Annotated in this window: 22 protein-coding genes and 1 pseudogene; 9 read left to right on the top strand and 14 right to left on the bottom strand. The window is 71.3% G+C overall.

Annotated elements, in window-relative coordinates; translation table 11 throughout:
* Nucleotides 1-134 precede the first annotated feature (134 nt).
* The gene (locus AB0K28_RS12655; RefSeq protein ID WP_345393344.1) at nt 135-518 is read right to left on the bottom strand and encodes a TIGR03618 family F420-dependent PPOX class oxidoreductase; all 384 of its coding nucleotides are present in this window, start codon (nt 516-518) and stop codon (nt 135-137) included.
* A gap of 80 nt (nt 519-598) precedes the next feature.
* A complete protein-coding gene (locus AB0K28_RS12650; protein WP_364368937.1) occupies nt 599-1,204 on the bottom strand; it encodes a CGNR zinc finger domain-containing protein in 606 nt (201 codons plus the stop codon).
* Nucleotides 1,205-1,240: 36 nt separating this feature from the next.
* Here AB0K28_RS12650 and AB0K28_RS12645 point away from each other — a divergent pair, with 36 nt between their 5' ends.
* Nucleotides 1,241-2,104 carry a hypothetical protein gene (locus AB0K28_RS12645; RefSeq protein ID WP_364368570.1) on the top strand — a complete coding sequence of 288 codons (864 nt, stop codon included), beginning with the start codon at nt 1,241-1,243 and terminating at the stop codon, nt 2,102-2,104.
* Between the two features lie 64 nt (nt 2,105-2,168).
* Here AB0K28_RS12645 and katG read toward each other — a convergent pair whose 3' ends face one another.
* Nucleotides 2,169-4,397, bottom strand: coding sequence for a catalase/peroxidase HPI (katG, locus tag AB0K28_RS12640; protein ID WP_364368567.1), 2,229 nt, complete (start codon nt 4,395-4,397; stop codon nt 2,169-2,171).
* A gap of 34 nt (nt 4,398-4,431) precedes the next feature.
* On the bottom strand, nt 4,432-4,872 hold the full coding sequence (locus AB0K28_RS12635) for a Fur family transcriptional regulator (protein ID WP_345393356.1): 441 nt from the start codon (nt 4,870-4,872) through the stop codon (nt 4,432-4,434).
* A 193-nt stretch (nt 4,873-5,065) separates the two neighbouring features.
* On the opposite strand from AB0K28_RS12635, the gene AB0K28_RS12630 reads away from it, so the two are divergent.
* A complete protein-coding gene (locus AB0K28_RS12630) occupies nt 5,066-5,512 on the top strand; it encodes a protein phosphatase (protein ID WP_364368563.1) in 447 nt (148 codons plus the stop codon).
* Between the two features lie 47 nt (nt 5,513-5,559).
* Here AB0K28_RS12630 and AB0K28_RS12625 read toward each other — a convergent pair whose 3' ends face one another.
* The 5 genes from AB0K28_RS12625 to AB0K28_RS12605 all read right to left on the bottom strand — a co-directional run bounded on the left by AB0K28_RS12625 (nt 5,560) and on the right by AB0K28_RS12605 (nt 9,912).
* Complete coding sequence (locus tag AB0K28_RS12625) at nt 5,560-5,826, bottom strand: hypothetical protein (protein ID WP_345393368.1); 267 nt, start codon at nt 5,824-5,826, stop codon at nt 5,560-5,562.
* Nucleotides 5,827-6,159 (bottom strand): winged helix-turn-helix domain-containing protein, encoded by a 333-nt coding sequence (locus AB0K28_RS12620; RefSeq protein WP_364368560.1) that lies wholly within the window; start codon nt 6,157-6,159, stop codon nt 5,827-5,829.
* Nucleotides 6,134-7,510, bottom strand: a complete 1,377-nt coding sequence (locus tag AB0K28_RS12615) for a hypothetical protein (protein ID WP_364368557.1) — start codon at nt 7,508-7,510, stop codon at nt 6,134-6,136. The genes AB0K28_RS12620 and AB0K28_RS12615 overlap by 26 nt, the downstream gene beginning before the upstream one ends.
* Nucleotides 7,511-7,579: 69 nt before the next feature.
* The gene (locus AB0K28_RS12610) at nt 7,580-8,821 is read right to left on the bottom strand and encodes a hypothetical protein (protein ID WP_364368554.1); all 1,242 of its coding nucleotides are present in this window, start codon (nt 8,819-8,821) and stop codon (nt 7,580-7,582) included.
* Nucleotides 8,818-9,912 carry a TOMM precursor leader peptide-binding protein gene (locus tag AB0K28_RS12605; protein ID WP_345393383.1) on the bottom strand — a complete coding sequence of 365 codons (1,095 nt, stop codon included), beginning with the start codon at nt 9,910-9,912 and terminating at the stop codon, nt 8,818-8,820. Before AB0K28_RS12605 ends, AB0K28_RS12610 begins: the two co-directional genes overlap by 4 nt.
* Before the next feature lie 387 nt (nt 9,913-10,299).
* Here AB0K28_RS12605 and AB0K28_RS12600 point away from each other — a divergent pair, with 387 nt between their 5' ends.
* Genes AB0K28_RS12600 through AB0K28_RS12585 form a run of 4 tightly spaced genes read left to right on the top strand, consistent with a single transcriptional unit; the run spans nt 10,300 to nt 14,830 of the window.
* Nucleotides 10,300-12,105 carry an NAD(P)/FAD-dependent oxidoreductase gene (locus AB0K28_RS12600; protein ID WP_364368551.1) on the top strand — a complete coding sequence of 602 codons (1,806 nt, stop codon included), beginning with the start codon at nt 10,300-10,302 and terminating at the stop codon, nt 12,103-12,105.
* A gap of 47 nt (nt 12,106-12,152) precedes the next feature.
* Nucleotides 12,153-13,316: a histidine kinase gene (locus AB0K28_RS12595; RefSeq protein WP_364368548.1), complete on the top strand. Its 1,164-nt coding sequence runs from the start codon at nt 12,153-12,155 to the stop codon at nt 13,314-13,316.
* Between the two features lie 16 nt (nt 13,317-13,332).
* Nucleotides 13,333-13,974, top strand: coding sequence for a response regulator transcription factor (locus tag AB0K28_RS12590; RefSeq protein ID WP_345393392.1), 642 nt, complete (start codon nt 13,333-13,335; stop codon nt 13,972-13,974).
* Nucleotides 13,975-14,020: 46 nt separating this feature from the next.
* The gene (locus tag AB0K28_RS12585) at nt 14,021-14,830 is read left to right on the top strand and encodes an MBL fold metallo-hydrolase (RefSeq protein ID WP_345393395.1); all 810 of its coding nucleotides are present in this window, start codon (nt 14,021-14,023) and stop codon (nt 14,828-14,830) included.
* Here AB0K28_RS12585 and AB0K28_RS12580 read toward each other — a convergent pair.
* The gene (locus AB0K28_RS12580; RefSeq protein ID WP_345393398.1) at nt 14,779-16,134 is read right to left on the bottom strand and encodes an ATP-binding protein; all 1,356 of its coding nucleotides are present in this window, start codon (nt 16,132-16,134) and stop codon (nt 14,779-14,781) included. The two genes, AB0K28_RS12585 and AB0K28_RS12580, sit on opposite strands and share 52 nt — an antisense overlap.
* Nucleotides 16,131-16,802, bottom strand: coding sequence for a response regulator transcription factor (locus tag AB0K28_RS12575; RefSeq protein ID WP_345393401.1), 672 nt, complete (start codon nt 16,800-16,802; stop codon nt 16,131-16,133). Before AB0K28_RS12575 ends, AB0K28_RS12580 begins: the two co-directional genes overlap by 4 nt.
* 125 nt (nt 16,803-16,927) lie before the next feature.
* On the opposite strand from AB0K28_RS12575, the gene AB0K28_RS12570 reads away from it, so the two are divergent.
* Nucleotides 16,928-17,317 carry a hypothetical protein gene (locus AB0K28_RS12570; RefSeq protein WP_364368543.1) on the top strand — a complete coding sequence of 130 codons (390 nt, stop codon included), beginning with the start codon at nt 16,928-16,930 and terminating at the stop codon, nt 17,315-17,317.
* A gap of 93 nt (nt 17,318-17,410) precedes the next feature.
* On the opposite strand, the pseudogene AB0K28_RS12565 reads toward AB0K28_RS12570, so the two are convergent.
* From AB0K28_RS12565 to AB0K28_RS12555, 3 genes and pseudogenes are all read right to left on the bottom strand, one after another.
* Nucleotides 17,411-17,752: pseudogene (locus AB0K28_RS12565) on the bottom strand (transposase); the annotation flags it as partial.
* Between the two features lie 5 nt (nt 17,753-17,757).
* Nucleotides 17,758-18,834: a hypothetical protein gene (locus tag AB0K28_RS12560; RefSeq protein ID WP_364368540.1), complete on the bottom strand. Its 1,077-nt coding sequence runs from the start codon at nt 18,832-18,834 to the stop codon at nt 17,758-17,760.
* A gap of 102 nt (nt 18,835-18,936) precedes the next feature.
* The gene (locus tag AB0K28_RS12555; protein ID WP_345393413.1) at nt 18,937-19,431 is read right to left on the bottom strand and encodes a YtxH domain-containing protein; all 495 of its coding nucleotides are present in this window, start codon (nt 19,429-19,431) and stop codon (nt 18,937-18,939) included.
* 158 nt (nt 19,432-19,589) lie between these two features.
* On the opposite strand from AB0K28_RS12555, the gene AB0K28_RS12550 reads away from it, so the two are divergent.
* Nucleotides 19,590-20,126: a peptidylprolyl isomerase gene (locus tag AB0K28_RS12550; protein WP_345393416.1), complete on the top strand. Its 537-nt coding sequence runs from the start codon at nt 19,590-19,592 to the stop codon at nt 20,124-20,126.
* Between the two features lie 194 nt (nt 20,127-20,320).
* Nucleotides 20,321-21,205 (top strand): rhomboid family intramembrane serine protease, encoded by an 885-nt coding sequence (locus AB0K28_RS12545; RefSeq protein WP_364368536.1) that lies wholly within the window; start codon nt 20,321-20,323, stop codon nt 21,203-21,205.

Genomic DNA, 21,205 nt, shown 5'->3' with positions numbered 1-21,205 from the left:
CGATCACGGTGGTGTGCGCACGAGGCAGGGCGCGATCATGCTCGGCTTCGTGTCCGGGTGCGCCGTGATCGTGCTGGGCGGCGCGCTCGTGCTGGTGCGGTGGGCCGGTTGCGACCCGGGCTCGGCCGTGTGGGTCAGGCGCGCCCGACGATCTGGTGGTCGGGGCTGACGAGGGCGACCACGCGGTCCTCGTCGCGTGAGTACGGCTGCCCGATGTACTTCTGGGCGATCCCGTCGATGATGTCCCAGGCCGCGTCGCCGTCGAGCCACTCGACGACCCTGCCGCGCACGATGACCGGCTCGAACGGGTTGTCGGCCGGCGTCATGGACACCGCCACCCGGGGGTCGTCCCGCAGGTTGCGGGCCTTGCGCGACCGCGGCCCGGTGAGGAAGGCGACGTGGTCGCCGTGGGTGCCGATCCAGATCGGGACGTTGTGGGGCGAGCCGTCGGGCAGGACGGTGGCGAGGTGGGCGATCGGGGTGCCGTCGAGGACGCGGCGTACGGCGGGGCTCAGCATGGTCCGCTCCTGCGTTTTGGGTTCCTTGAAGAGACTCCACGACCATAACACCGTGAGTCTCTTGAGGGAACCCCAAAGGGTCAGGCGCGTCTTCTCGCGCGGTAGGCGCTGGCCTTGGCGCGGTTCTGGCAGGACAGGTCGCAGAAGCGGCGGGAGGCGTTCCTCGTGGTGTCGTAGAAGACCAGGGAGCATCGTTCCGCCTGGCAGGCGCCGAGGCGGGCGGACTGGCCGACGCCGATCACCATGGCGAGGGCGGTGCCCATGTCGGCCGCCCAGGCGTCCACGGGGTCGGCGTCGGGGCGGTGGAAGGACAGGCCGAGCGGGTTCGCGGGGCTGCCGTGCAGGTTGGGGACGGCGTGGTGGCGTACGAGGAGGTCGTTGAGGCCGGCCGCCGCGTCCAGGAGGCGGTCGCCGGCGGCGAACAGCGGGCGCAGGCGGGCGGCGATCCCGGCCAGGCGGTCGGCGTCGGCCGGGGTGAGGACGCTCGCGGGCGGGTGGACCGTCAGGCGCTCCTGTGCGGCGACGACCGCCGCGAGGCGGTCGGCTCCCGGCGGAGGTGGCGTGACGCCGCGGCCGTGCGCGTGCGGCGTGGCCAGGGAGTTGATCAGCTGGACGGCCAGCTCGACCCTGCTCCCGACATAACTGTCTATTTCGGCTTGACCAGTGATTCGCCACGCTTCTACCATCACTGGCATAGCTTATCTAGACAGTGAGGATCCTTCGTGACCTTCGACCAGCTCGCCCGGCAGATGTGGCACCAGATCGAGCCGGTGCACGCGCCGCTCTACTTCAGCAAGGAGGCGTTCGAGGAGGCCGCCGCCCTCGGTTACGCCGTCGAGCCGCGCTGGCCGAGCTACTTCGCCTGGCGTACGGCGGTGCTCGGCGCCGCGGGGCGTGGCCTGGTCGCGGCCACCTACTACAGCTTCAGCCCGGCCATGATCGCCGAATACGTCCCGGCGATCTGGGAGACGGCCTCCCCCGAGCAGGTGCTCGAAGCCCGGCTGCGGGCCGTGGACCGGACCATCCGGGCCCTCGTGGACGACGTGAAGCCGCTGGCGGAGGCGGCGGAGCTGGCGGTCAGGGCGGCGGAGAACGCCGACGTCGCGCACCGGCCGATGGCCGCCGCCAACCTGGCGCTGCCCTGGCCCGACGAGCCGCACGTACGGTTGTGGCAGGCGTACACGGTGCTGCGCGAGCACCGCGGCGACGGGCATCTGACGGCGTTGCAGGCCGCGGGGCTCGACGGGTGCGAGGCGCTGGTGTCGTTCGCCGCCGTCGGGGCCGCGCCGGTCGCCAACTTCGCCGGACGCGGGTGGAGCGAGGAGGAGTGGGGCGCCGCCCGTGAGCGGCTGGCCGCCAGAGGGCTCGTGGACGCCGACGGCATGGCCACCCCGGAGGGCCGCGCCCTGCGCAACCGGGTCGAACGCCACACCGACCAGCTCGCCGCCGGGCCCTGGAAGGCGCTCGGTGAGGAGCGTGCCGCGCTGCTCGCGCAGCTGAACCTGCCGCTGCTCGGCGCGGTGTTCGAGTCGGGCATCCTGCCCTCCCAGACCACGCTCGGCATCGGCAAGATCACCGTCACCTGACGTCCCACGTACAAAAAAGGCGGGCCCGCCACCTGGAAGGTGGCGGGCCCGTGAGATCTGGCGATCAGGACAGGTCGAACCGGTCGAGGTTCATGACCTTGTCCCAGGCGGCCACGAAGTCCTTGACGAACTTCTCCTTGGCGTCGTCGCAGGCGTACACCTCGGCGACCGCCCGCAGCTCCGAGTTGGAGCCGAAGACCAGGTCGGCGCGGGTGCCGGTCCACTTGACCTCGCCGGTGGCGGCGTCGCGGCCCTCGAAGGTGCTGCTGTCGCCGGACGTCGCCGTCCAGGTGGTGCCCAGGTCGAGCAGGTTGACGAAGAAGTCGTTCGTCAGCGTGCCGGGCGTCGTGGTCAGGACGCCGTGCTGGGACTGCTGGTGGTTGGCGCCGAGCACGCGCAGGCCGCCGACCAGGACGGTCATCTCGGGCGCGCTGAGCGTCAGCAGGTTGGCGCGGTCGATGAGCAGGTATTCGGCCGGCAGCCGGTTGCCCTTGCCCAGGTAGTTGCGGAAGCCGTCGGCCGTCGGCTCGAGCGCGGCGAACGACTCGACGTCCGTCTGCTCCTGCGTGGCGTCCACACGACCGGCACGGAACGGCACCTCGATCTCGAAGCCCGCGTCCTTGGCGGCCTTCTCGACGCCGACGTTGCCGGCCAGCACGATCAGGTCGGCGAGCGAGACCTGCTTGCCGCCGGTCTGCGCGCCGTTGAACGCCTTCTGGACGCCCTCAAGCGCGCCGAGCACGGTCGCGAGCCTGTCGGGGTCGTTGACCTCCCACCCGGCCTGCGGCTGCAGGCGGATGCGGGCGCCGTTGGCGCCGCCGCGCTTGTCGCTGCCACGGAAGGACGAGGCCGACGCCCACGCGGTGGAGACCAGCTCGGAGACCGACAGGCCGGAGGCCAGGATCTGGCTCTTGAGGGTGGCGACGTCACCGGCGTCGATCAGCTCGTACGTCCGCTCGGGCAGCGGGTCCTGCCAGATCAGCGTCTCGCTGGGCACCTCGGGGCCGAGGTAGCGCACGACCGGGCCCATGTCGCGGTGGGTCAGCTTGAACCAGGCCCGCGCGAACGCGTCGGCGAACTCGTCGGGGTGGTCGAGCCAGCGCCGGGTGATCTGCTCGTAGATCGGGTCGACCCGCAGCGACAGGTCGGTGGTGAGCATCGTCGGGGCCACCCGCTTGTTCGGGTCGTGGGCGTCGGGGACGGTGCCCTCGCCGGCGCCGTCCTTCGGCCGCCACTGCCAGGCGCCCGCGGGGCTCTTGAACAGCTCCCACTCGTAGCCGTACAGGGTCTCGAGGAAGCTGTTGTCCCACTGGGTCGGGGTGGGGGTCCAGATGCCCTCGAGGCCGCTGGTGATGGCGTCGCCGCCCTTGCCGGTGCCGTACGAGTTGCGCCAGCCGAGACCCTGCTCCTCCAGCGACGCGGCCTCGGGGTCGGGGCCGACGTGCTCGGCGGGGCCGGCGCCGTGGGTCTTGCCGAACGTGTGACCGCCGGCGATCAGCGCGGCCGTCTCCTCGTCGTTCATCGCCATGCGGCGGAACGTCTCGCGGATGTCGCGGGCGGCGGCCAGCGGGTCGGGGTTGCCGTTGGGGCCCTCGGGGTTGACGTAGATGAGGCCCATCTGGACGGCGCCGAGCGGGTTCTCCAGCTCGCGGTCACCGGTGTAGCGCGCGTCGCCGAGCCACGTGGTCTCGGGGCCCCAGTAGACGTCCTCCTCCGGCTCCCACACGTCCTCGCGGCCGCCGGCGAAGCCGAACGTCTTGAAGCCCATCGACTCCAGCGCCACGTTGCCGGCCAGGATCAGCAGGTCGGCCCAGGACAGGTTCTTGCCGTACTTCTTCTTGACCGGCCACAGCAGGCGGCGGGCCTTGTCGAGGTTGCCGTTGTCGGGCCAGCTGTTGAGCGGGGCGAAGCGCTGCTGTCCTGCGCCGGCGCCGCCGCGGCCGTCACTGATGCGGTAGGTGCCCGCGCTGTGCCAGGCCATCCGGATGATGAGCGGCCCGTAGTGCCCGAAGTCGGCCGGCCACCAGTCCTGGGAGGTGGTCAGCACCTCGGCGATGTCGCGCTTGACGGCCGGCAGGTCGAGGCTCTTGAACGCCTCGGCGTAGTCGAAGTCCTCGCCCATGGGGTTGGCCACGGCCGGGTTCTTCGCCAGGATCTTCAGGTTGAGCCGCTCAGGCCACCACTGACGGTTGCCGCCGCCCTGGGTGGGGTGGAGCGCGCGGTGGGCTACCGGGCAGCCGCCTCCATCCTCTGTCTTCGGGTCTGTGACGATCGCGTCGTGGTTCTCAGACAATGGGAATCCCTCCGGACTATGTGACTCAGGGTGCTCAAGAGCTGCTGGTGGCGGTGGAACAGTCGGGGCACAGGCCCCAGTAGATGACCTCGGCCTCGTCGATGGTGAAGCCGTGGTCGTCGGACGCGTGCAGGCACGGCGCGTGTCCGACGGCGCAGTCGACGTCGGCCACGGCGCCGCAGACGCGGCAGACGACGTGGTGGTGGTTGTCGCCGACCCGGCCCTCGTATCTCGCCGGGCTGCCCGCCGGCTCGATGCGGCGGACGAGGCCCGCGGCCGTGAGGGCGTTGAGCGCCTCGTACACGGCTTGGAGCGAGATGTGGCCGACGCGGTCGCGCACCCCGGAGGCGATGGCCTCGACGTCGAGGTGGTCACCGTCGCGGACGGTCTCGAGCAGCGCGACCCGGGCGGCGGTCACCCGCAGCCCGACGCTGCGTAGCTCCTCGGCGCCGGTCGGCGTCTGGGGTGCGGTCATAGCGCCCAACCTAATCACCTAAACGCGAACGATACAAGATAACGAATGATACAATCTTAGTGTCGTCTCAAGGAACTTTGACCGCTCCTTGGATCAGGAAGGACGGGCAGGCCCTGACCGCCGCGTGTCCGCCCAGCGCGGAAAGGGCGTTGTGTCGCTGCCGTGGGCGGGCAGGGCGGGTTACGCTCCCGCCATGACATGGGATCTTGACGCGCCAGGGGTGCTGCGCCTGCCGTCCGGGCGGCTGGTGCGCGGCAGGGGCCTGCGGCATCCGCTCCCGCCAGGCCCCGAGCCCGCCTTCGCCCTCTACCTGCTGGGCAAGGCCCCGCCGCCCGTCGGCTGGGAGCACCGGTGGGTGCGCTGGCCCGACTTCTGGCTGCCGTCCGACCGCCGGCAGGCCGCCGCCGACCTGCGCGAGGCGTGGGAGCGCGCGGCGTCGGAGCGCGTCGAGGTGGCCTGCGGAGGCGGCCGCGGCCGCACCGGCACCGCCCTCGCCTGCCTCGCCGTCCTCGACGGCGTCCCACCCGCCGATGCGGTCGCCTACGTCCGCACCCACTACGACCGCCACGCCGTGGAGACCCCCTGGCAGCGCCGCTACGTGGCCCGCTTCAACCCCGAGCCGTCACTCGACCGGCCATGAGGCCGGCCCCGGCGCCGAGCCGCGACCGCTCGCCGCAGCAGCAGGCGTCACTCGACCGTCCGTAAGATCTGTTCGATCGAGGCCGCGCGGGAGCGGAGCTCGGCGAGGTCGGCGGCGGTGCGTTGCTGGGCGTCCATGGTCTTCTCGGCGAGCTGCTCATACCGCTGCACCAGCCGGCGCAGCTCCTCCGCCTGGTCGGCCTGGTGCCGGGACTTGCGGGCGTCGAACGTGCCCACGACGACCGTACTGATCAAGAACGTGACCAGAAGGAGCACGCCCAGGTAGAAGATCACCTCGGGCCACGACAGTGTCATCTAGGAGCCCTCCTCGGGGTCCGGCCTGGTGAGGGTCTTGGCCGCCTCGGCCAGCGCCGGCGCGGTCAGGTGCAGGTCGAAGTCGGTGACCTCGTAATACTTCATCGCCTTGCCGTCGTCGGACAGCTCAAGGCTGCCGGTGATCAGCCCGGCGGCCTCCAGCCGGCGCAGGTGCATGTGCAGCAGCGGCCGGCTGACACCGATGACGCGGGCCAGGTGGCTGACGTAGTCGCGCCCGGCGCTCAGCTCGGCGATGATGCGCAGGCGCAGCGGGTTGGCCAGCGCCGCCAGCATCTCCACCAGGGCGTCACCCGTCGGCCCTGCCTCCGTCATAGCTTCCCATCGCGTGTGTACGGCCTTCCACCGGGACCGTAGCACCCCGGCGTCCGGCCAAGAACGACGTCGGGGGCCCGAAGGTGAGCCCCACGGCCAGGCAGATCAGCGGAATGGCGGGGATCACGTACCGGACGTCGAAGGCGGCGAGGAACGGCGGCGAGGCGACCAGCGCGAGCGCGGCGAGCCCTGGCAGCAGCGCGTCCCACCGCCGCCGCAGCGGCGCGGCCACCAGCACGCCGGCCAGGACGAGCGTGAGCAGCGGGAACGGCACGTACCCGAACCGCTGGTACGCCCGCAGCCACCCGGCGAACGGCTCGACCACGCGGGTGGCGGCCGGCCCGGCCTCGTACGCCTCGGCCACGCCCCGCACCGACGAGCTGATGGGCCGCTCGGAGGAGGGCAGCTTGTACGGCGTCTTCTCGTCGACGGAGGTCCGCTCCCAGCGGAACAGCTGCCCGAGGTCGGTCACCACGGCGCCGAGGTACTCGCCCGGCTGGGCGAGGATGGCCGCCCGCGCGAACTCCCCGGCGAGCTTGTTGCGGTTGGCCGTCCCCGGCACCTTCGGCAGCGGCGAGAAGTCCTCCCACAGCCAGTGGGGCGGGTACGGCCGCTCCTCGACCGGCATGTTGGGGCACAGCACCGCCAGCCGCTCGGGCGGCCTGATCACCCCGCAGTCGGCGAAGCTCATGGTGCGCGACCACAGGAAGTTCCCGTCGGCCTCGGTCAGCGCGTACGTCCCCTTCTCGGCTTTCATCCAGACCGCGTACGCACCCAGCGGAAGCGCCCCGGCGACCAGCAGCGCCACCAGCGGACGCCACCCGTAGCGGCGGATCAGCAGGTAGGCGGCGGTCAGGATGAGCAGCGGCAGCCCCACGGTCCTGGTGATGCCGGCCAGGCCGAGCAGCAGCCCGCCGACGGCCGCGGTCGTGGGGGTGACCCGCCAGGTGATCAGCGCGACGGCGCCGGCGACGAGCACGATGAAGACCGCGTCCGCCATGATCATGTGCTCCAGGAGCAGCATGAACTCGTCGTAGAGCAGTGGGGTGACCAGCAGCGTCGCGCCCCAGCCGGGCAGGCCGCGGCGGCGCAGCAGGGCGTACAGGCCGACGGCGAGCCCCAGCACGAGCAGGTGCTGCAGGACGGTGACGAGCGTCAGGCTGTGGGCCGGCCGCAGCAGCGCGAGCAGCAGGGAGTAGCCGGAGGGCCGCGTCGTGCCGGGGGTCAGCTCCTCGCGCAGGAAGGCGAAGGAGTCGCCGTAGAACAGGATGGCCGGCGGGAAGCCCAGGACGGCGAGCGCGCGCAGCCCGATCGCCGGCAACAGGGCGATGACCAGTGCGCGATGGGCCAAGACGGATCCGCTTCCTCGTGAGTCCCGCGACCACACAATAGTGGACATCCCGGTCAGCGCTGGTGGTCGTTATGACCGGCGGAGCCATGGGCGGCGCGTCCGGAAGAACGTCACCAGGAACATCACCTGGATGCCGCCCTCGACCAGGATGAGCAGCGCGGCGTCGATCGCCGCGATCGCGGGCCCGCCGTGCAGGCCGGCCCAGACGGCGGCCAGCGCGTGGACCAGTCCGTTGATGATGATCGGGCCGCCGTAGAAGGCGAAGACCGTCAGCGTGACGGAACCGCCCACGGCGAGGGCGACGGCGTAGATCCGCACGGCCCGCCGCTCGTGCGGGGCCAGCTCGCCGGTGGGGTCGGCGGCCGGCGACGCGGGCTTCCTGAACGGGGCGACCGCGCGGGCGAGCAGGTACCGGACGTAGCGGAGCCCGTCCCCGAACAGGTCCTTGCACCGGAGCACGTCGCGCAGCACGAAGTAGAGGTCGGTGCGCATGTAGATCTGGGCCTGGAGGGGCAGGGACAGCAGCGCGGTCAGGATGAAGGCGCGCAGCAGCGCATCGGCGAAGCCCGGCAGCGGCAGGTACGCCACGGCCAGCAGCATCATGGCGATGAGGAGGAGGTCGGAGGCCATCCCGGCCAGGTACACACGGTAGCGGTGCCTGCGGGGCACTCCCCAGATGGCGGTGACGTCGGTCTGTACGACGAGGTAGTGCAGCCGGGTGCCGAACGCGATGCGTGCGGGAGCGCCGAGCGAACGCGCCGCCAGCAGGTGCATCATCTCGTGCACGCTCGCGAGTACGGAGAAGAAGGCCGTGTTGACCAGCACGGAGAGCCCGGTGTACTCGCTCCAGAAGAAGTCACGGTGGTGAGGGAACAGCTCCGGCCGCACGACGACGGTCAGCGCCGCGGCCGCGACGACGGCGAGCCAGACCAGCCTGACGGGCCTGGCGAAGAGCCACCGTACGTGCCGCTCGGTGACGCCGGGGAAGTGGGCGGCCTTCGGCGCGGTCCCCGGCAGCGGCAGCCCGTCGATCTCGGCCACGAACTCGAGGTCGGCGAGCGACTCCACGAAGTCGGCCACGTCCAGCTCGACGTCGTGCTCGTCGGCGATGACGGCTTCGACGTCGGCGACGGGACGCCCCTCGCCGATCAGCCGGATCACCTCGCCGCACACCGCGGGCAGCTCGACGAACTCGCCGAGGTCCGGGCGGCCGGCCACGATCATCTCCGGGTCGTCGTCGTCGGGACGGACGACGAGCGGATGCAGGCGTACGACGCTGCCCGCGCCGACCTCGGCCGCCGGGACGCTCACCCGGCCCCCGGCCCGCACATCGGGCAGTCGTCGTCGCGCGGGACGTCGATGAAGTACTGGTGGTCCCAGACGGCCATGTTCCAGTGGAAGACCCGGCCGCGGGTCTGCGCCGGCAGGCCGCCGAGCTGGTACAGCACCTCCAGCGCGCAGAGGTGGCCGCTGATGTTGGCGCTGGCCGCGACCACCGCGTTCGGCCGTGACTCGGGCAGCAGCCGCCCCAGCTCCTTCTCCTTGCGGGCCTCCTCCTGCCGGTCCAGGCAGGCCCAGCAGCCGGTCTCGCCGGGCACGAACGAGCCCACGACGACCATCGGCCCGGTGTAGAGGCTCATGAACCACGGGGTGCCGGTCCGCAGGGCGGCCTCGTTGGTCCACGCGACGATCTCGGGGTGGGGCTCGTCGGCGCACAGGACGAACAGGTCGTGGCCGCTCATCAGCTCCACGACGTCGTCGGGGCCGGTCACCTTGGTGTCGCTGCCGGTCACCGCGACCGCGCCGTTCATCGCCCGCAGCCGGGCGACGGCCTGGTCGACCTTGGGCTTGGTCACGTCCGACTCGGCGTACAGGAGCTGGCGGGTCAGGTTCGACTCTTCGACGCGGTCGAAGTCGGCGATTCGCAGCGCGCCGATGCCGCTCGCGACCAGTCCCGCCGCCACGGCCGATCCGGTGCCGCCCACGCCGAGCAGGCTCACCCGGGCTGTCTTGATCCTGGACTGGATCTCGTGCGGTGACGTCCGTGGCGTGGTGTCGATCCAGCTGAAGAAGTGGCGCGCCGATTCGTACCGGGCGAGGTCGCGTTCGGTGAGGTTCGCCGGTACGGGCGCTCCGGCGTCCTCGATGAAGCCGCCCTCGATCAGGCCGTCGATGACCTCGCGCACGCTGTCGTCGTCCACGTCGGGACGGGTTGCGGTGAAGTCGGCGCAGATCTGGTCGACCGTACGGGTGCCGTCCATGAGGGTCACGATCGCGGCGATGCTGCCCTCGTCGTCGTCCTCGATCTCGGAGGCCACCCCGAACTGGGACAGCCCGATGACGATGCGGTTGCCCGGCAGCAGGAACGGCTGGTGCACGTGTTTGACCCTGGGCAGGCGCACGTCGTCACCTTCTCCTTCCAGTCCCTGAAAAGCGGAACCGGCCGGACGAACGCCGACCGGTTCCGGTATGTCAGTAGATCAACCGCTCTGTCCACCGCGGTTGATGGTGGTCTCGATCTTCTCGAGCTTCCTGATCTTGACCTCGAGCTTCTTCTTCTTCATCGACATCTCCTCGCTCTCGATTCCAAGCCGGGGAGACTCCCCGAACGACGACGGGCGAGGGACACGCACACCAACCTGAGTCCCACTCGCCACTCTTGGTGGGCAAGATCTTGACACTTGCGTGATATGGCCGTCAATGCCGTAATTTTTCGTGCTTGTGGTAGCTATTTCCGAATGCCATTCTGAAAATAGGTTCGGAGAGCCGCACGCCGCCGGAGGGGATGCATGACCGTCGCCGACCGTCCCGCCCTCGACAAGGACGCACTCCGCCGCAGATATCGCGAAGAGCGCGACAAACGGCTCAGGCCCGACGGCAACGACCAGTACATCCGCCTGACCGGCCGCTTCGCCCACTACCTCAAAGACCCCTACACCCCCGTCACCGAGCGCCCGCCGAAAACCGACCACGTGACGGTCGCGTTCATCGGCGGCGGCTTCGCCGGGCTGCTCACCGGCGCCCGGCTCAAGGAGGCCGGCGTCACCGACGTGCGCATCGTGGAGAAGGGCGGCGACTTCGGCGGCACGTGGTACTGGAACCGCTACCCGGGCGCGCAGTGCGACACGGCGTCGTACGTCTACATGCCGCTGCTCGAAGAGACCGGCCACATGCCGACCGAGAAGTACGCGCACGCCCCCGAGATCCTGGAGCACTGCCGCCGCATCGGCAAGCACTTCGGCCTGTACGACAACGCCCTCTTCCACACCGAGGTCCTGGACCTGGAGTGGGACGAGGCCCGCTCCCGCTGGCTCATCCGCACCGACCGCGGCGACGCGTTCACCGCCCAGTTCGTCGCCATGGGCATCGGCCCGCTGCACGTCCCCAAGCTGCCCGGCATCCCCGGCATCGACGACTTCGCCGGACATTCCTTCCACACCAGCCGCTGGGACTACGCCTACACCGGCGGCGACCCCTCGGGCGCGCCCCTGGACCGGCTGGGCGACAAGCGGGTGGCGCTCATCGGCACGGGCGCGACGGCCGTCCAGTGCGTGCCGCACCTGGCCAGGTCCTGCCGCGAGCTGTACGTCTTCCAGCGCACGCCCTCCTCCGTCGACGTCCGCGACAACCGGCCCACCGACCCCGACTGGTTCGCCTCGATCGCGACGCCCGGCTGGCAGCAGCGCTGGCTGGAGAACTTCACCGCCAACCAGACCGGCGGCCCGGCCGACGAGGACCTGGTGATGGACGGCTGGACCGACATCGCCCGCCGCTTCCGCGCGAAGATCAGCGCGCTGCCGCCCGGCCAGGTGACGCAGGAGAGCGTGCTGGCCGCGTTCGAGGACGCCGACTTCGAGAAGATGGAGGAGATCAGGGCCCGGGTGGACGCCGTCGTCCGCGACCCGGAGACCGCGCGGCGGCTCAAGGCGTGGTACCGCCAGCTCTGCAAGCGCCCCTGCTTCCACGACGAATACCTCCAGGCGTTCAACCTGCCGGGCACCCACCTGGTCGACACCGACGGCAGGGGCGTCGAGCGGATCACCGAGCGCGGCGTCGTGGCGGCCGGCCGCGAGTACGAGGTGGACTGCGTCATCTACGCCTCCGGCTTCGAGGTCGGCACCGACTACACCCGCCGCGCCGGCTACGACATCAAAGGCCGCGACGGCGTGCGGCTGTCGGAGCGCTGGGCCGACGGCATGCGCACGCTGCACGGCATGCACGTGCACGGCTTCCCCAACGTCTTCATCGTCCAGCCGGCCCAGGGCGCCAACCTCATCTCCAACATCCCGCACAACTTCACCGAGGCGGGCAGGACGATCGCCGCGATCGTCAGGCACGCCGTCGAGCACGGCCACACGCAGGTCGAGGCCACGCGGGAGGCCGAGGACGACTGGATCGAGCTGCTGCTCTCGGGCACGGGACGGCTCATGGGCTCACCCGACTGCACGCCCGGCTACTACAACAACGAGGGCCGCGACCTCGGCCTGAAGTCGTGGCTGAACGTCGGGCACCCGCAGGGCGCGATGGCGTACTTCGCCTACATCGACCGCTGGCGTACCTCTGGTGAGTTCGCCGGCCTGACGTTCAGAAGCTAGACCCTGCACTACTGACCCCACCCCTCACCAGCGGTTACGGTCGCAGCATGCTCAACAGGACCGCGCTGGAAGCCCTCACGCGACGGCCGCTGCCGTTCCTGGCCTCCGCCTGGCCGTGGCGCGGCGCCGCGTACCTGCTGGCCAGCGTGGTGCCCGGGCTCGCGGCGGGGGCCACGGTGGGGGCGACCACGCTCAGCGCCGGCGTGACGCCCTACCTGGCCTTCGTGGCCGGGCCGGCCGCGCTGGCGCTGTGCGTCCTGCCCATCGCCGCCTTCGAACGCCTCCGCCTGCGCCTGGTCGATCGGGTCGAGGTGCCCAAACCGCCCGACCGGCGGAAACGGGAGGTGGGGCTCGCGGTCATGACCGTGCTGGCGCTGTGGTGGATCGACCTCGTCATGCTCGCCTTCACCCTCGGCGGGCCCGTGCTGGTCATCCTCACACCGGTCGTGCAGTCCGACGTCAACGCCGTGGCGGGCACGGCGGGGTCCGTGATGGGGGTGCTGCTGCTGCCGGTGGCCGCGTACACGATCACGGCCTGGAGCGGGGCGCGGGGCGCGATGGTGCGTGCGGTGCTGGCGCCGCAGGACTCCGAGCTGAGCGAGGTGCTGCGGTCGCGGGCCCGGCTGGTGGACGCGTTCGAGATGGAACGCCGCAGGATCGAGCGTGACCTGCACGACGGCGCCCAGCAGCGGCTGGTGGCCCTCTCCATGACGCTGGGCGTGGCCAAGCTGGACCTCGCGGCCGACTCCGAGCTCGGCCGGCTCATCGCGCAGGCCCACGACGAGGCCAAGCGGGCGCTCGCCGAGCTGCGCGAGCTGATCAGGGGCGTGCACTCCCAGGTGCTCACCGACCGGGGGCTCGCGGCGGCGGTGCACGACGTGGCGGGCCGCTCGCCGGTGCCCGTCGCGGTGGACCTCGACCTGCCAGGACGCCTGCCCGCCCCGGTCGAGGTGACCGCCTACTACGTGGTCAGCGAGGCGCTGGCCAACCTCGCCAGGCACAGCGGCGCCACCCGCGGCGCGGTCACCGGCCGGGTGGAGCGCGGCACGCTGGTCGTCGAGGTGCGCGACGACGGCGCGGGCGGCGCCGACCCGGCCAAGGGCACGGGGCTGACCGGCCTGGCCGACCGGCTGGCCGTGGTGGACGGCAGACTGTCGCTGTCGAGCCCGCCGGGCGGCCCGACGCTCGTCCGGACGGAGATCCCGTGCTGATCATCGAGGAGGACCTGTGCGCGTGGTGATCGCCGAGGACGCCGTGCTGCTGCGCGAGGGCATCGCCGGGCTGCTCGACCGGTTCGGCCACACCGTGGCGGCCGCGGTCGGCGACGCGCCCGCCCTGGTCGAGGCCGTGGCCGAGCATCGTCCCGACGCCGTGGTGACCGACGTGCGGATGCCGCCGGGCTTCTCCGACGAGGGCCTGCGGGCGGCCCTGGAGCTGCGCGGCCGCTTCCCCGAGCTGACGGTGCTGGTGCTCAGCCAGTACGTCGAGCAGACGTACGCGGCCGAGCTGCTGGAGTCGGGCGGCGGCGCCGGCATCGGCTACCTGCTCAAGGACCGCATCGGCGACGTACGCGAGTTCGTGGACGCCCTCGACAGGGTGGCCGCCGGCGGCACGGTCGTGGACCCCGAGGTGGTGCGCCAGCTGCTGCGCCGGCGGCGCGACCCGCTGTCCCGGCTCACCCCGCGCGAGCTGGAGGTGCTCGGCCTGATCGCCGAGGGCCGCGCGAACGCCTCGATCGCCGTCGAGCTGCACGTCACGGAGGCGGCCGTGGCCAAGCACATCGCGAACATCTTCGCCAAGCTCGACCTGCCGCCCGCCTCCGACGGGCATCGGCGGGTGCTGGCGGTGCTGGCGTACCTGCGGGGCTGATCGTTCCCCTGGAGGCCCATGTCGTGACTAAGTAGGGTTTGGTGCCATGAACGAGCAGTGGCAGGAGATCGGCGACCGGGTCTACGTACGACGCCACCGGTCGTACGACCTGAACACGGGGCTGATCGTCGGCGACGGGCACTGCCTGGTGCTCGACACCCGCGGCTCCCACCGCGAGGGCGCCGACCTGGCCGAAGCCGTCCGGCGCGTCACCCCCTACCCCTGGACGATCGTCAACACCCACTCCCACTTCGACCACTTCTTCGGCAACGCGATGTTCGGCCCCGCCGCCGAGATCTGGGGCCACACCCGGTGCGCCGAGGAGATCGAGCTCTACGGCGAGCGGCAGCGCGAGGGCATGATCAGGAGCAGGCCCGAGCAGCGCGAGGAGTGGGAAGAGGTCACGATCGTGCCGCCCGACCACACGTTCAGCAGCGCCGCCAGCCTCGACATCGGCGGTCGCATCGTGCACCTGCGGCACTTCGGGCTCGGTCACAGCAGCAACGACATCGTGGCGCAGGTGCCCGACGCCGGCGTGCTGTTCGCCGGTGACCTGGTGGAGGAGGGGGCGCCGCCGGCGTTCAGCGACTCCTACCCGCTCGACTGGCCGGTCACGCTGGCCGCGATGCTGGCCGAGATGCCCGAGCCGGTGATCGTGCCGGGCCACGGCGCCGTCGTGGACCGGGCGTACGCGCAGGCGCAGCAGGAGGAGCTGGCGCTGGTCGCCGAGCTGGCCGAGAAGGCCCACGTGGAGGGGCTGCGCGACTCGATCAGGCTCTTCCCCTACCCCGAGGAGATCTCCCGTCAGGCGGTCGAGCGGGCGTTCATGCAGCTCGACGCCTTCTCAGACGCCTGACCAGCCTTCTGATCAGCGGGGAAGCGCGCCACGAAGCCCGCGTCGTCGTAGACGAGCGTGCCGCCGTGCAGGTGCGCGATGTCCCTGGCGATGGGCAGGCCCAGCCCCGCGCCGCCCGCGTCCCTGGCCCGCGCCGCGTCCAGCCGGGTGAACCGGCCGAACACCGCCTCCCGCTGATCCTCCGGGATGCCGGGCCCGTCGTCGCTCACGACCAGCACCGCGTCACCGTCCTCGGCGGCCACCCGCACCCGTACGGTCGCGCTCGCGTGCCGTACGGCGTTGTCCACCAAGTTCGTCACCAGGCGATCGAGGTGCCCGCTCGACCCCGGCAACACCACGTCAGGCGCGACGTCCAGCTCCACCCGCACGTCGGGCCGCCGCCTGGCCCGCAGCGCCGCCTCGGCCGCCACCTGACCCAGGTCGATCTCGCCGCTGCGCAGCGGCTCGCCCGCGTCCAGCCTGGCCAGCATGAGCAGGTCGGCGGCCAGCGACTGGAGGCGTTCGACGTCGGCCAGCGCCTCGGCGGTCAGCTCGCTCGGCTCGGCCAGCTCCAGCCGGGCCCGCAGGGTCGCGATCGGGCTGCGCAGCTCGTGCGCGGCGTCGGCCACGAACCGCTTGTGCTGCTCCACGGCCGTCTCCAGCCGGTCGAGCGTGCCGTTCACGGTGGTCGCCAGCGCCGCGATCTCGTCCTTCGAACGCGGCACCGGCACCCGCCTGTGCAGGTCGCGGGCCGTGATGTCGGCCACCTTCGCCCTGATCGCGGCCACCGGGCCGAGCGCGCGGCCCACCGACAGCCAGGTCACCCCGGCCACCACGGCCAGCAGGGCAGGCACGCCGGGCAGCAGCGCGCCGTAGACCGTGCGCAGCGCCTGCTCGACGCCCTCCAGCGAGACCCGCGACAGCAGCGTGGCGGGGCCGTCGGCGGTGGCCACCTCGACGGCGGCGACGGCGTACTCGCTCGGCCTGGCCCACTCCGTGGCCGCCGTCCGCCGGGTCAGCAGCATGTCGGGGTCGGCCACCCGCAGCGCCACACCCTCCTGCGGGGCGCTCGCCGGGGCGTCCGCGCGCACGCTCGTCCTGATCGGCTCGATGGGCGTGAACTCCAGCGTCTCCGCGTACGGGGCCGCCGCCGTCGCCTTCCTCGCCGCCTCCGCGTCGGCGCTGCTCACCAGCGTGCCGCGCAGCGACACCACCAGCACCAGGGCCGCCGCGCCCAGGGCGACCGCCACGACGAGCGTGGCCGCCGCCGTCGCCCGTACCCGCACCGAGGAAAATCCAGGCGAGATCCGCCGCCACAGCCTCATGCCGCCTCCAGCCGGTATCCGGCGCCGCGCACGGTCATCAACGTCGTCTTCCCGAACGGCAGGTCGATCTTGCGGCGCAGCGCGCTGATGTAGACCTCCACGATGTTCGGGTCGCCGTCGTAGCTGAAGTCCCACGCCTGGGCCAGCAGCTCGCTCTTGGAGACCACCTCGCCGGCCCGCCGGGCGAGCGCGTGCAGCACGGCGAACTCCTTGGGCGTCAGCGCGATCTCCGCCTCGCCCCTGCGGCAGCGCAGCCCGGCCGGGTCGATGACGAGGTCGCCGACGGTGAGGGAGACCGGCCGCTCCCGCCCGCCCCGCCGCACCAGCGCGCGCAGCCGGGCCAGGAGCACCACGTACGAGAAGGGCTTGGCCAGGTAGTCGTCGGCCCCGTTGTCCAGCGCCTCGGCCTCGTCGTAGACGCCGTCCTTGGCGGTGAGCATCATGATCGGCGTCCAGTCGCCGGCCTCGCGCAGCCGGGAGCACACGGCGTAGCCGTTCATCCTGGGCAGCATCACGTCGAGGACGATCACGTCGTACGCGTTCTCGGTGGCCAGCCACAGCCCGTCGCGCCCGTCGTGGGCGACGTCGACCGCGAAGCCCTCGCCGGACAGCCCGCCCTTGATCAGGTCGGCCAGCCGCTCCTCGTCCTCCACCAATAAGACTCGCACGCCACCCAGCCTGCCTCAGCGCACCTAAAGCGAAGCTGAAGATCGTTTCGGCTGCCTTCAGGATCACTTCAGGTGCGCGGGGCCAGTCTCGGAGCCGTCCGACCGATTCCGATCAAGGAGATTCCATGTTCAAGCGACGTCTCGCGGTGCTGGGCGCGGCGGCCGTGCTGGCCGTCACCGGCCTGGGCGGCTCCGCGCTGGCCGACGGCGCCGACCCGGCCGACGCGGTCCGCTCGTCCGCGCCAGGCGTGAAGGTGACCTGCACGACCGCGGACGGCAAGGTCGTCGAGCTGGCCAGGGCGATGCCGGCCAGTGAGATCGGCAGCCACGAGGCTGCGGAGGCGCCGCCGTTCGGGCGGGCCGAGGCGCTCAAGGAAGGGGTCCCCGCCGAGGTCGCCGATACGGTGGAGTTCCTGCCCGTACGGGTCGCGGCGCTCGCGGAAGGCTCCGCGGAGGCCCCCGCCGGGACTCCGGCCGAGGCCATCACGATCACCTGTAAGCGCGCCGACCGTTGACGCGCTCCCCGGCCTGAAGAAGGCCGGGGATTCAGCCCGTGCCGCGTGTGCGGCACCTCTGTGGCTTCCTGTTTCACCGGGTCCTGCCCTCCGCTAGGCGGCGGGTCTTACGGTCCCTCCGCAGGCGTTCAGCCTCTCCGCCCGTCCGGCGGCGAGGATGTTCTCGGCGGCGTTGACGTCCCGGTCGTGAACCGCCCCGCACGGGCAGGCCCACGACCGGACGTTCAGCGGCATCGACTCGGCGACCGCGCCGCAGGCCGAGCACCGTTTGCCGCTGGGAAACCAGCGGTCGATCTTCACCAGGCTCCGGCCGTACCGGGCGGCCTTGTACTCCAGCATGGTCACGAACGCCGACCATCCGGCGTCGTGCACGGACTTGGCCAGCCGGGTGCGGGCCAGGCCCTTCACCGGCAGCTCCTCCACCATCACCGCTTTCCGGCTCACCCGGTGAACGACGGGTGCGGCCCCAGCGCCCAATACTCGAACAGGCCGTGGCCCACCAGCCCGTCGTACTCGAAGCGCCCGACGGCGTCCACCATCCCCCACATCTTGGGGGCGTCGTCGGGCAGCCGGTACGTCACCCCCTGCACGACCGGCCCTGGCCCCTGGTACATGCCGTGCCGCCAGTCCTGCTCCAGCCCGTAACCGGTGCCGACCATGAGGTGCACCGGCAGCAGCGGCGTGCAGCGCACGTCGAACGGCTTGCCCCCGGGCGGCGCGAACGTGATCACGGCCTCGACGACGTCGCGGGTGCCGGGGGCGTAGACCGGGCGGTACTCCGGCCTGCCGAGGTATTCCTCCTCGCGGCCGTCGGACCACACGCGTACGGCCTCCTCCAGCACCCGGCGGCCCCGCTCGTCCTCCTGCACGATGCAGAGCACGGCGTGGTCGTCGAACTGCATCGGCGCGTAGAGCCAGTAGAACGTCCCGGGTCCGGTGGCCTGGATGCCGGGCGGTTCCGGCTCGCCGACGGGCCTGACGCCCCAGCTGCGGTCCCTGGTGCCCGTCCAGCGGTCGGGGGTGACCTCGATCTCCCGCTCGCCGACCGTGATGCTTCCCGTCCACCGGCCGGTCTGCGCCATGCGCATCGAGTCGAAGACCACCCGCTCCTGGCGGCGCAGGAAGTGGCGGGGTTCGAGGGTGGCCGGGATCGTCCCCTCCCAGTGCAGGTCGAAGGAGAGGCCGTGCTCGTTCGGCTCCAGCACCACCCTGAGCCGCTTGAGCCCCTCGACGACCTCCACCCGGAAGGGGCCGATCCGCGTGTCCATCCGGTCGGCGCCCAGCTCGCGCGAGGCCCGCACGACGCGGTGCAGGTCCTGGGTGCGGACGCAGGCGAAGGCGTCGGTGACGCCGAGGTTGGGGTACTGGCCGAGGCCGACGATCAGCATGAGCTCGTCGGAGGCGGCGTGGCAGTTGAAGTAGTAGCGGTCGTAGAAGTTGCGGTCGCCGGTGGTCACGTGCCGCATGACCTGGGCCGCCTGGTGGACGGGGTGGTCGTCGAGGGGTGACAGCGTCATGCCGGGGTTGTAACAAGCGCTTGGTCGTACGTCAACCAGCCCCCCGCACGCGAAGCGCGCCCCCGTCACGTGACGGAGGCGCGCTTCTCAGGACGGGCGAACTCACGACATCTTGTGCTCGTCCGACTTGCTGGACACCTTGGCCGCCATCTGGTCAGCGGACTCCGCAGTCCTGTCCGCCTTCTCATTGACCCAACGTGAGGCATCGGAGGCGGAGTCCTTCATGTGCTCGGTCCACTGCTGTGCGTTGCGGCGGTAGAACATGTAGCCGATCGTCCCCACCGCGAGGCCGGTCAGCAGCACGAGCGTCGGCCAGCGCCGCGATCGTGTCGGTTTGGGATCGATTCGCCGGGCTGCCGCGGTCAGCATCGAGCTGACCTTGGGAGCGACCTGCTCCTCGAACCCGTGCGCCGCGGACTCCAGCCGCGGCGCCGCCCAGTAGCGGGCGTCTTCGATACGTTGCGCCGCGACCACCTTGGCCTGGTCGGCCATGGGTGCGAGACGCTGGCCGGTCTGAGCGGCCCGGGTCTTCACTTGACCCATCCACGTGGCGGGCACTTCTATGACCACGCGGCGTTTCTTCAGTGTCAGGGACACGACAACCTCCCCTGTCGTTGGGGCCCCGAGCCTGACCTTCCCTGGACAAGGCGGCTCAATCATGGCCGTCCGTGGGAGGATGGCTCGGTAGGCCGAAAGGCCATAGTCCTCAAAACACCACAATTCCAACCCTGTGCATAGAGGGGGGCAGCTGTCTCGTGGCTGAGAAGCTGATCGCTAACCTGCAGACCAATCACGGCAATATCAAGGTGGAACTCTTCCCCACCAAGGCGCCGAAAACCGTACGCAACTTCGTGGAACTGGCCGAAGGCGCCCGTCCCTGGACCCACCCGGGCACCGGCGAGAAGAGCACCGCGCGCTACTACGACGGCACCATCTTCCACCGGGTGATCTCCGGCTTCATGATCCAGGGCGGCGACCCGCTCGGCCAGGGCATCGGCGGCCCCGGCTACGAGTTCGACGACGAGATCCACCCCGAGCTGCGCTTCGACCGCCCCTACCTGCTGGCCATGGCCAACGCCGGCATCCGCATGGGCAAGGGCACCAACGGCTCGCAGTTCTTCATCACGGTCGGGCCGACCCCGCACCTCAACGGCAAGCACACCATCTTCGGTGAGGTCGTCGAGGGCCAGGAGGTCGTCGACGCGATCTCCAAGACCCGCACCGACGGCCGCGACCGCCCGGTCGAGGACGTCGTCGTGCAGTCGGTCACCATCGACCGCGTCCAGGCCTGACGCGATCCGCCCGTCCCCAGCCTCCGGCCGGGGAAGGCAGCTTGCGAGCCTGCGCAGCCGGAGTGCCGTTCCCACGGTCGCTCCGGCCGCGCAGGGCAGCGGGACGTGCCGATCCGCGACGGGCGCGTCGCCCCCGCAGGACGGCAGGTTCGCGGGCTCACGCGGCATACCCCCGCAAGCCTTAGGCTTCGGTCATGACCAGCCAGCCGCCGAGCCAGCCCCCACAGCCCGAGCAGCCCGCTGAGGCCGTGCCCACGTGCTACCGGCACCCCGACAGGGAGACGTGGGTGCGCTGTCAGCGTTGTGAGCGCCCCATCTGCCCCGACTGCATGCGCGACGCCGCGGTCGGCTTCCAGTGCCCCGAGTGCGTCGCCGAGGGCAACAAGGCCATCCGCCAGGCCAAGTCCACGTTCGGCGGCGGCCTGGTGCGCACCCCGATCGTCACCTACGCCATCCTGGGGCTCATCGTCCTGGTCTTCGGCGCCCAGCTGCTCGTGGGCGACGTCGTCACCGCCGCGCTGGCGATGTGGCCCCCCGGCGTCGCCGTGCTCGGCGAGTACTACCGCCTGATCACCGCGGCGTTCCTGCACCAGGACTTCATCCACATCCTGTTCAACGGCTGGGCGATCTGGGTCATCGGCCCCTACCTGGAGCGCGCCTTCGGCCACGCCCGCTTCATCGCCCTCTTCCTGCTCAGCGCCCTGGGCGGCTCGGTGCTCGGCTTCTGGGTCGACCCGCTCAACACCTTCACGCTGGGCGCGTCGGGCGCGGTGTTCGGCATGTTCGGCGCGGTCTTCGTGGTCGGCCGCCGGCTCAACCTCGACGTACGCGGCATCGCCGTGATCATCGCGCTCAACCTGGCCATCACGTTCGTGCTGCCGGCGTTCTCAGGCCTGCGCATCAGCTGGACCGGTCACGTCGGCGGCCTCGTCACCGGCACGCTCCTGGCCCTGGCGCTGGCCTACGCGCCGAAGGCCAACAGGACGCTGGTGCAGTGGCTGGCGATCGCTGGAGCGCTGGTGCTCCTCGTGGCGCTCGTGCTGGTACGCGTCCCAGCGATAGCAAGCATGGTCGGCTGA

The organism is Nonomuraea sp. NPDC049504, from assembly GCF_040676845.1.
Taxonomy (GTDB): Bacteria; Actinomycetota; Actinomycetes; order Streptosporangiales; family Streptosporangiaceae; genus Nonomuraea; species Nonomuraea salmonea.
Note: the sequence above shows the minus strand (reverse complement) of the source record. Positions and strands in the feature narration are given on the sequence as shown.

Bases quoted from the DNA above. Each gene is read 5' to 3' on its own strand.
- AB0K28_RS12655 (WP_345393344.1), bottom strand. From the start codon at position 518: ATGCTGAGCCCCGCCGTACGCCGCGTCCTCGACGGCACCCCGATCGCC.
- AB0K28_RS12560 (WP_364368540.1), bottom strand. From the start codon at position 18,834: ATGACGCTGTCACCCCTCGACGACCACCCCGTCCACCAGGCGGCCCAG.
- AB0K28_RS12585 (WP_345393395.1), top strand. From the start codon at position 14,021: ATGAACGAGCAGTGGCAGGAGATCGGCGACCGGGTCTACGTACGACGC.
- AB0K28_RS12620 (WP_364368560.1), bottom strand. From the start codon at position 6,159: ATGACGGAGGCAGGGCCGACGGGTGACGCCCTGGTGGAGATGCTGGCG.
- AB0K28_RS12630 (WP_364368563.1), top strand. From the start codon at position 5,066: ATGACATGGGATCTTGACGCGCCAGGGGTGCTGCGCCTGCCGTCCGGG.
- AB0K28_RS12595 (WP_364368548.1), top strand. From the start codon at position 12,153: ATGCTCAACAGGACCGCGCTGGAAGCCCTCACGCGACGGCCGCTGCCG.
- AB0K28_RS12650 (WP_364368937.1), bottom strand. From the start codon at position 1,204: ATGGTAGAAGCGTGGCGAATCACTGGTCAAGCCGAAATAGACAGTTAT.
- AB0K28_RS12545 (WP_364368536.1), top strand. From the start codon at position 20,321: ATGACCAGCCAGCCGCCGAGCCAGCCCCCACAGCCCGAGCAGCCCGCT.
- AB0K28_RS12570 (WP_364368543.1), top strand. From the start codon at position 16,928: ATGTTCAAGCGACGTCTCGCGGTGCTGGGCGCGGCGGCCGTGCTGGCC.
- AB0K28_RS12635 (WP_345393356.1), bottom strand. From the start codon at position 4,872: ATGACCGCACCCCAGACGCCGACCGGCGCCGAGGAGCTACGCAGCGTC.
- AB0K28_RS12600 (WP_364368551.1), top strand. From the start codon at position 10,300: ATGACCGTCGCCGACCGTCCCGCCCTCGACAAGGACGCACTCCGCCGC.
- AB0K28_RS12625 (WP_345393368.1), bottom strand. From the start codon at position 5,826: ATGACACTGTCGTGGCCCGAGGTGATCTTCTACCTGGGCGTGCTCCTT.
- AB0K28_RS12580 (WP_345393398.1), bottom strand. From the start codon at position 16,134: ATGAGGCTGTGGCGGCGGATCTCGCCTGGATTTTCCTCGGTGCGGGTA.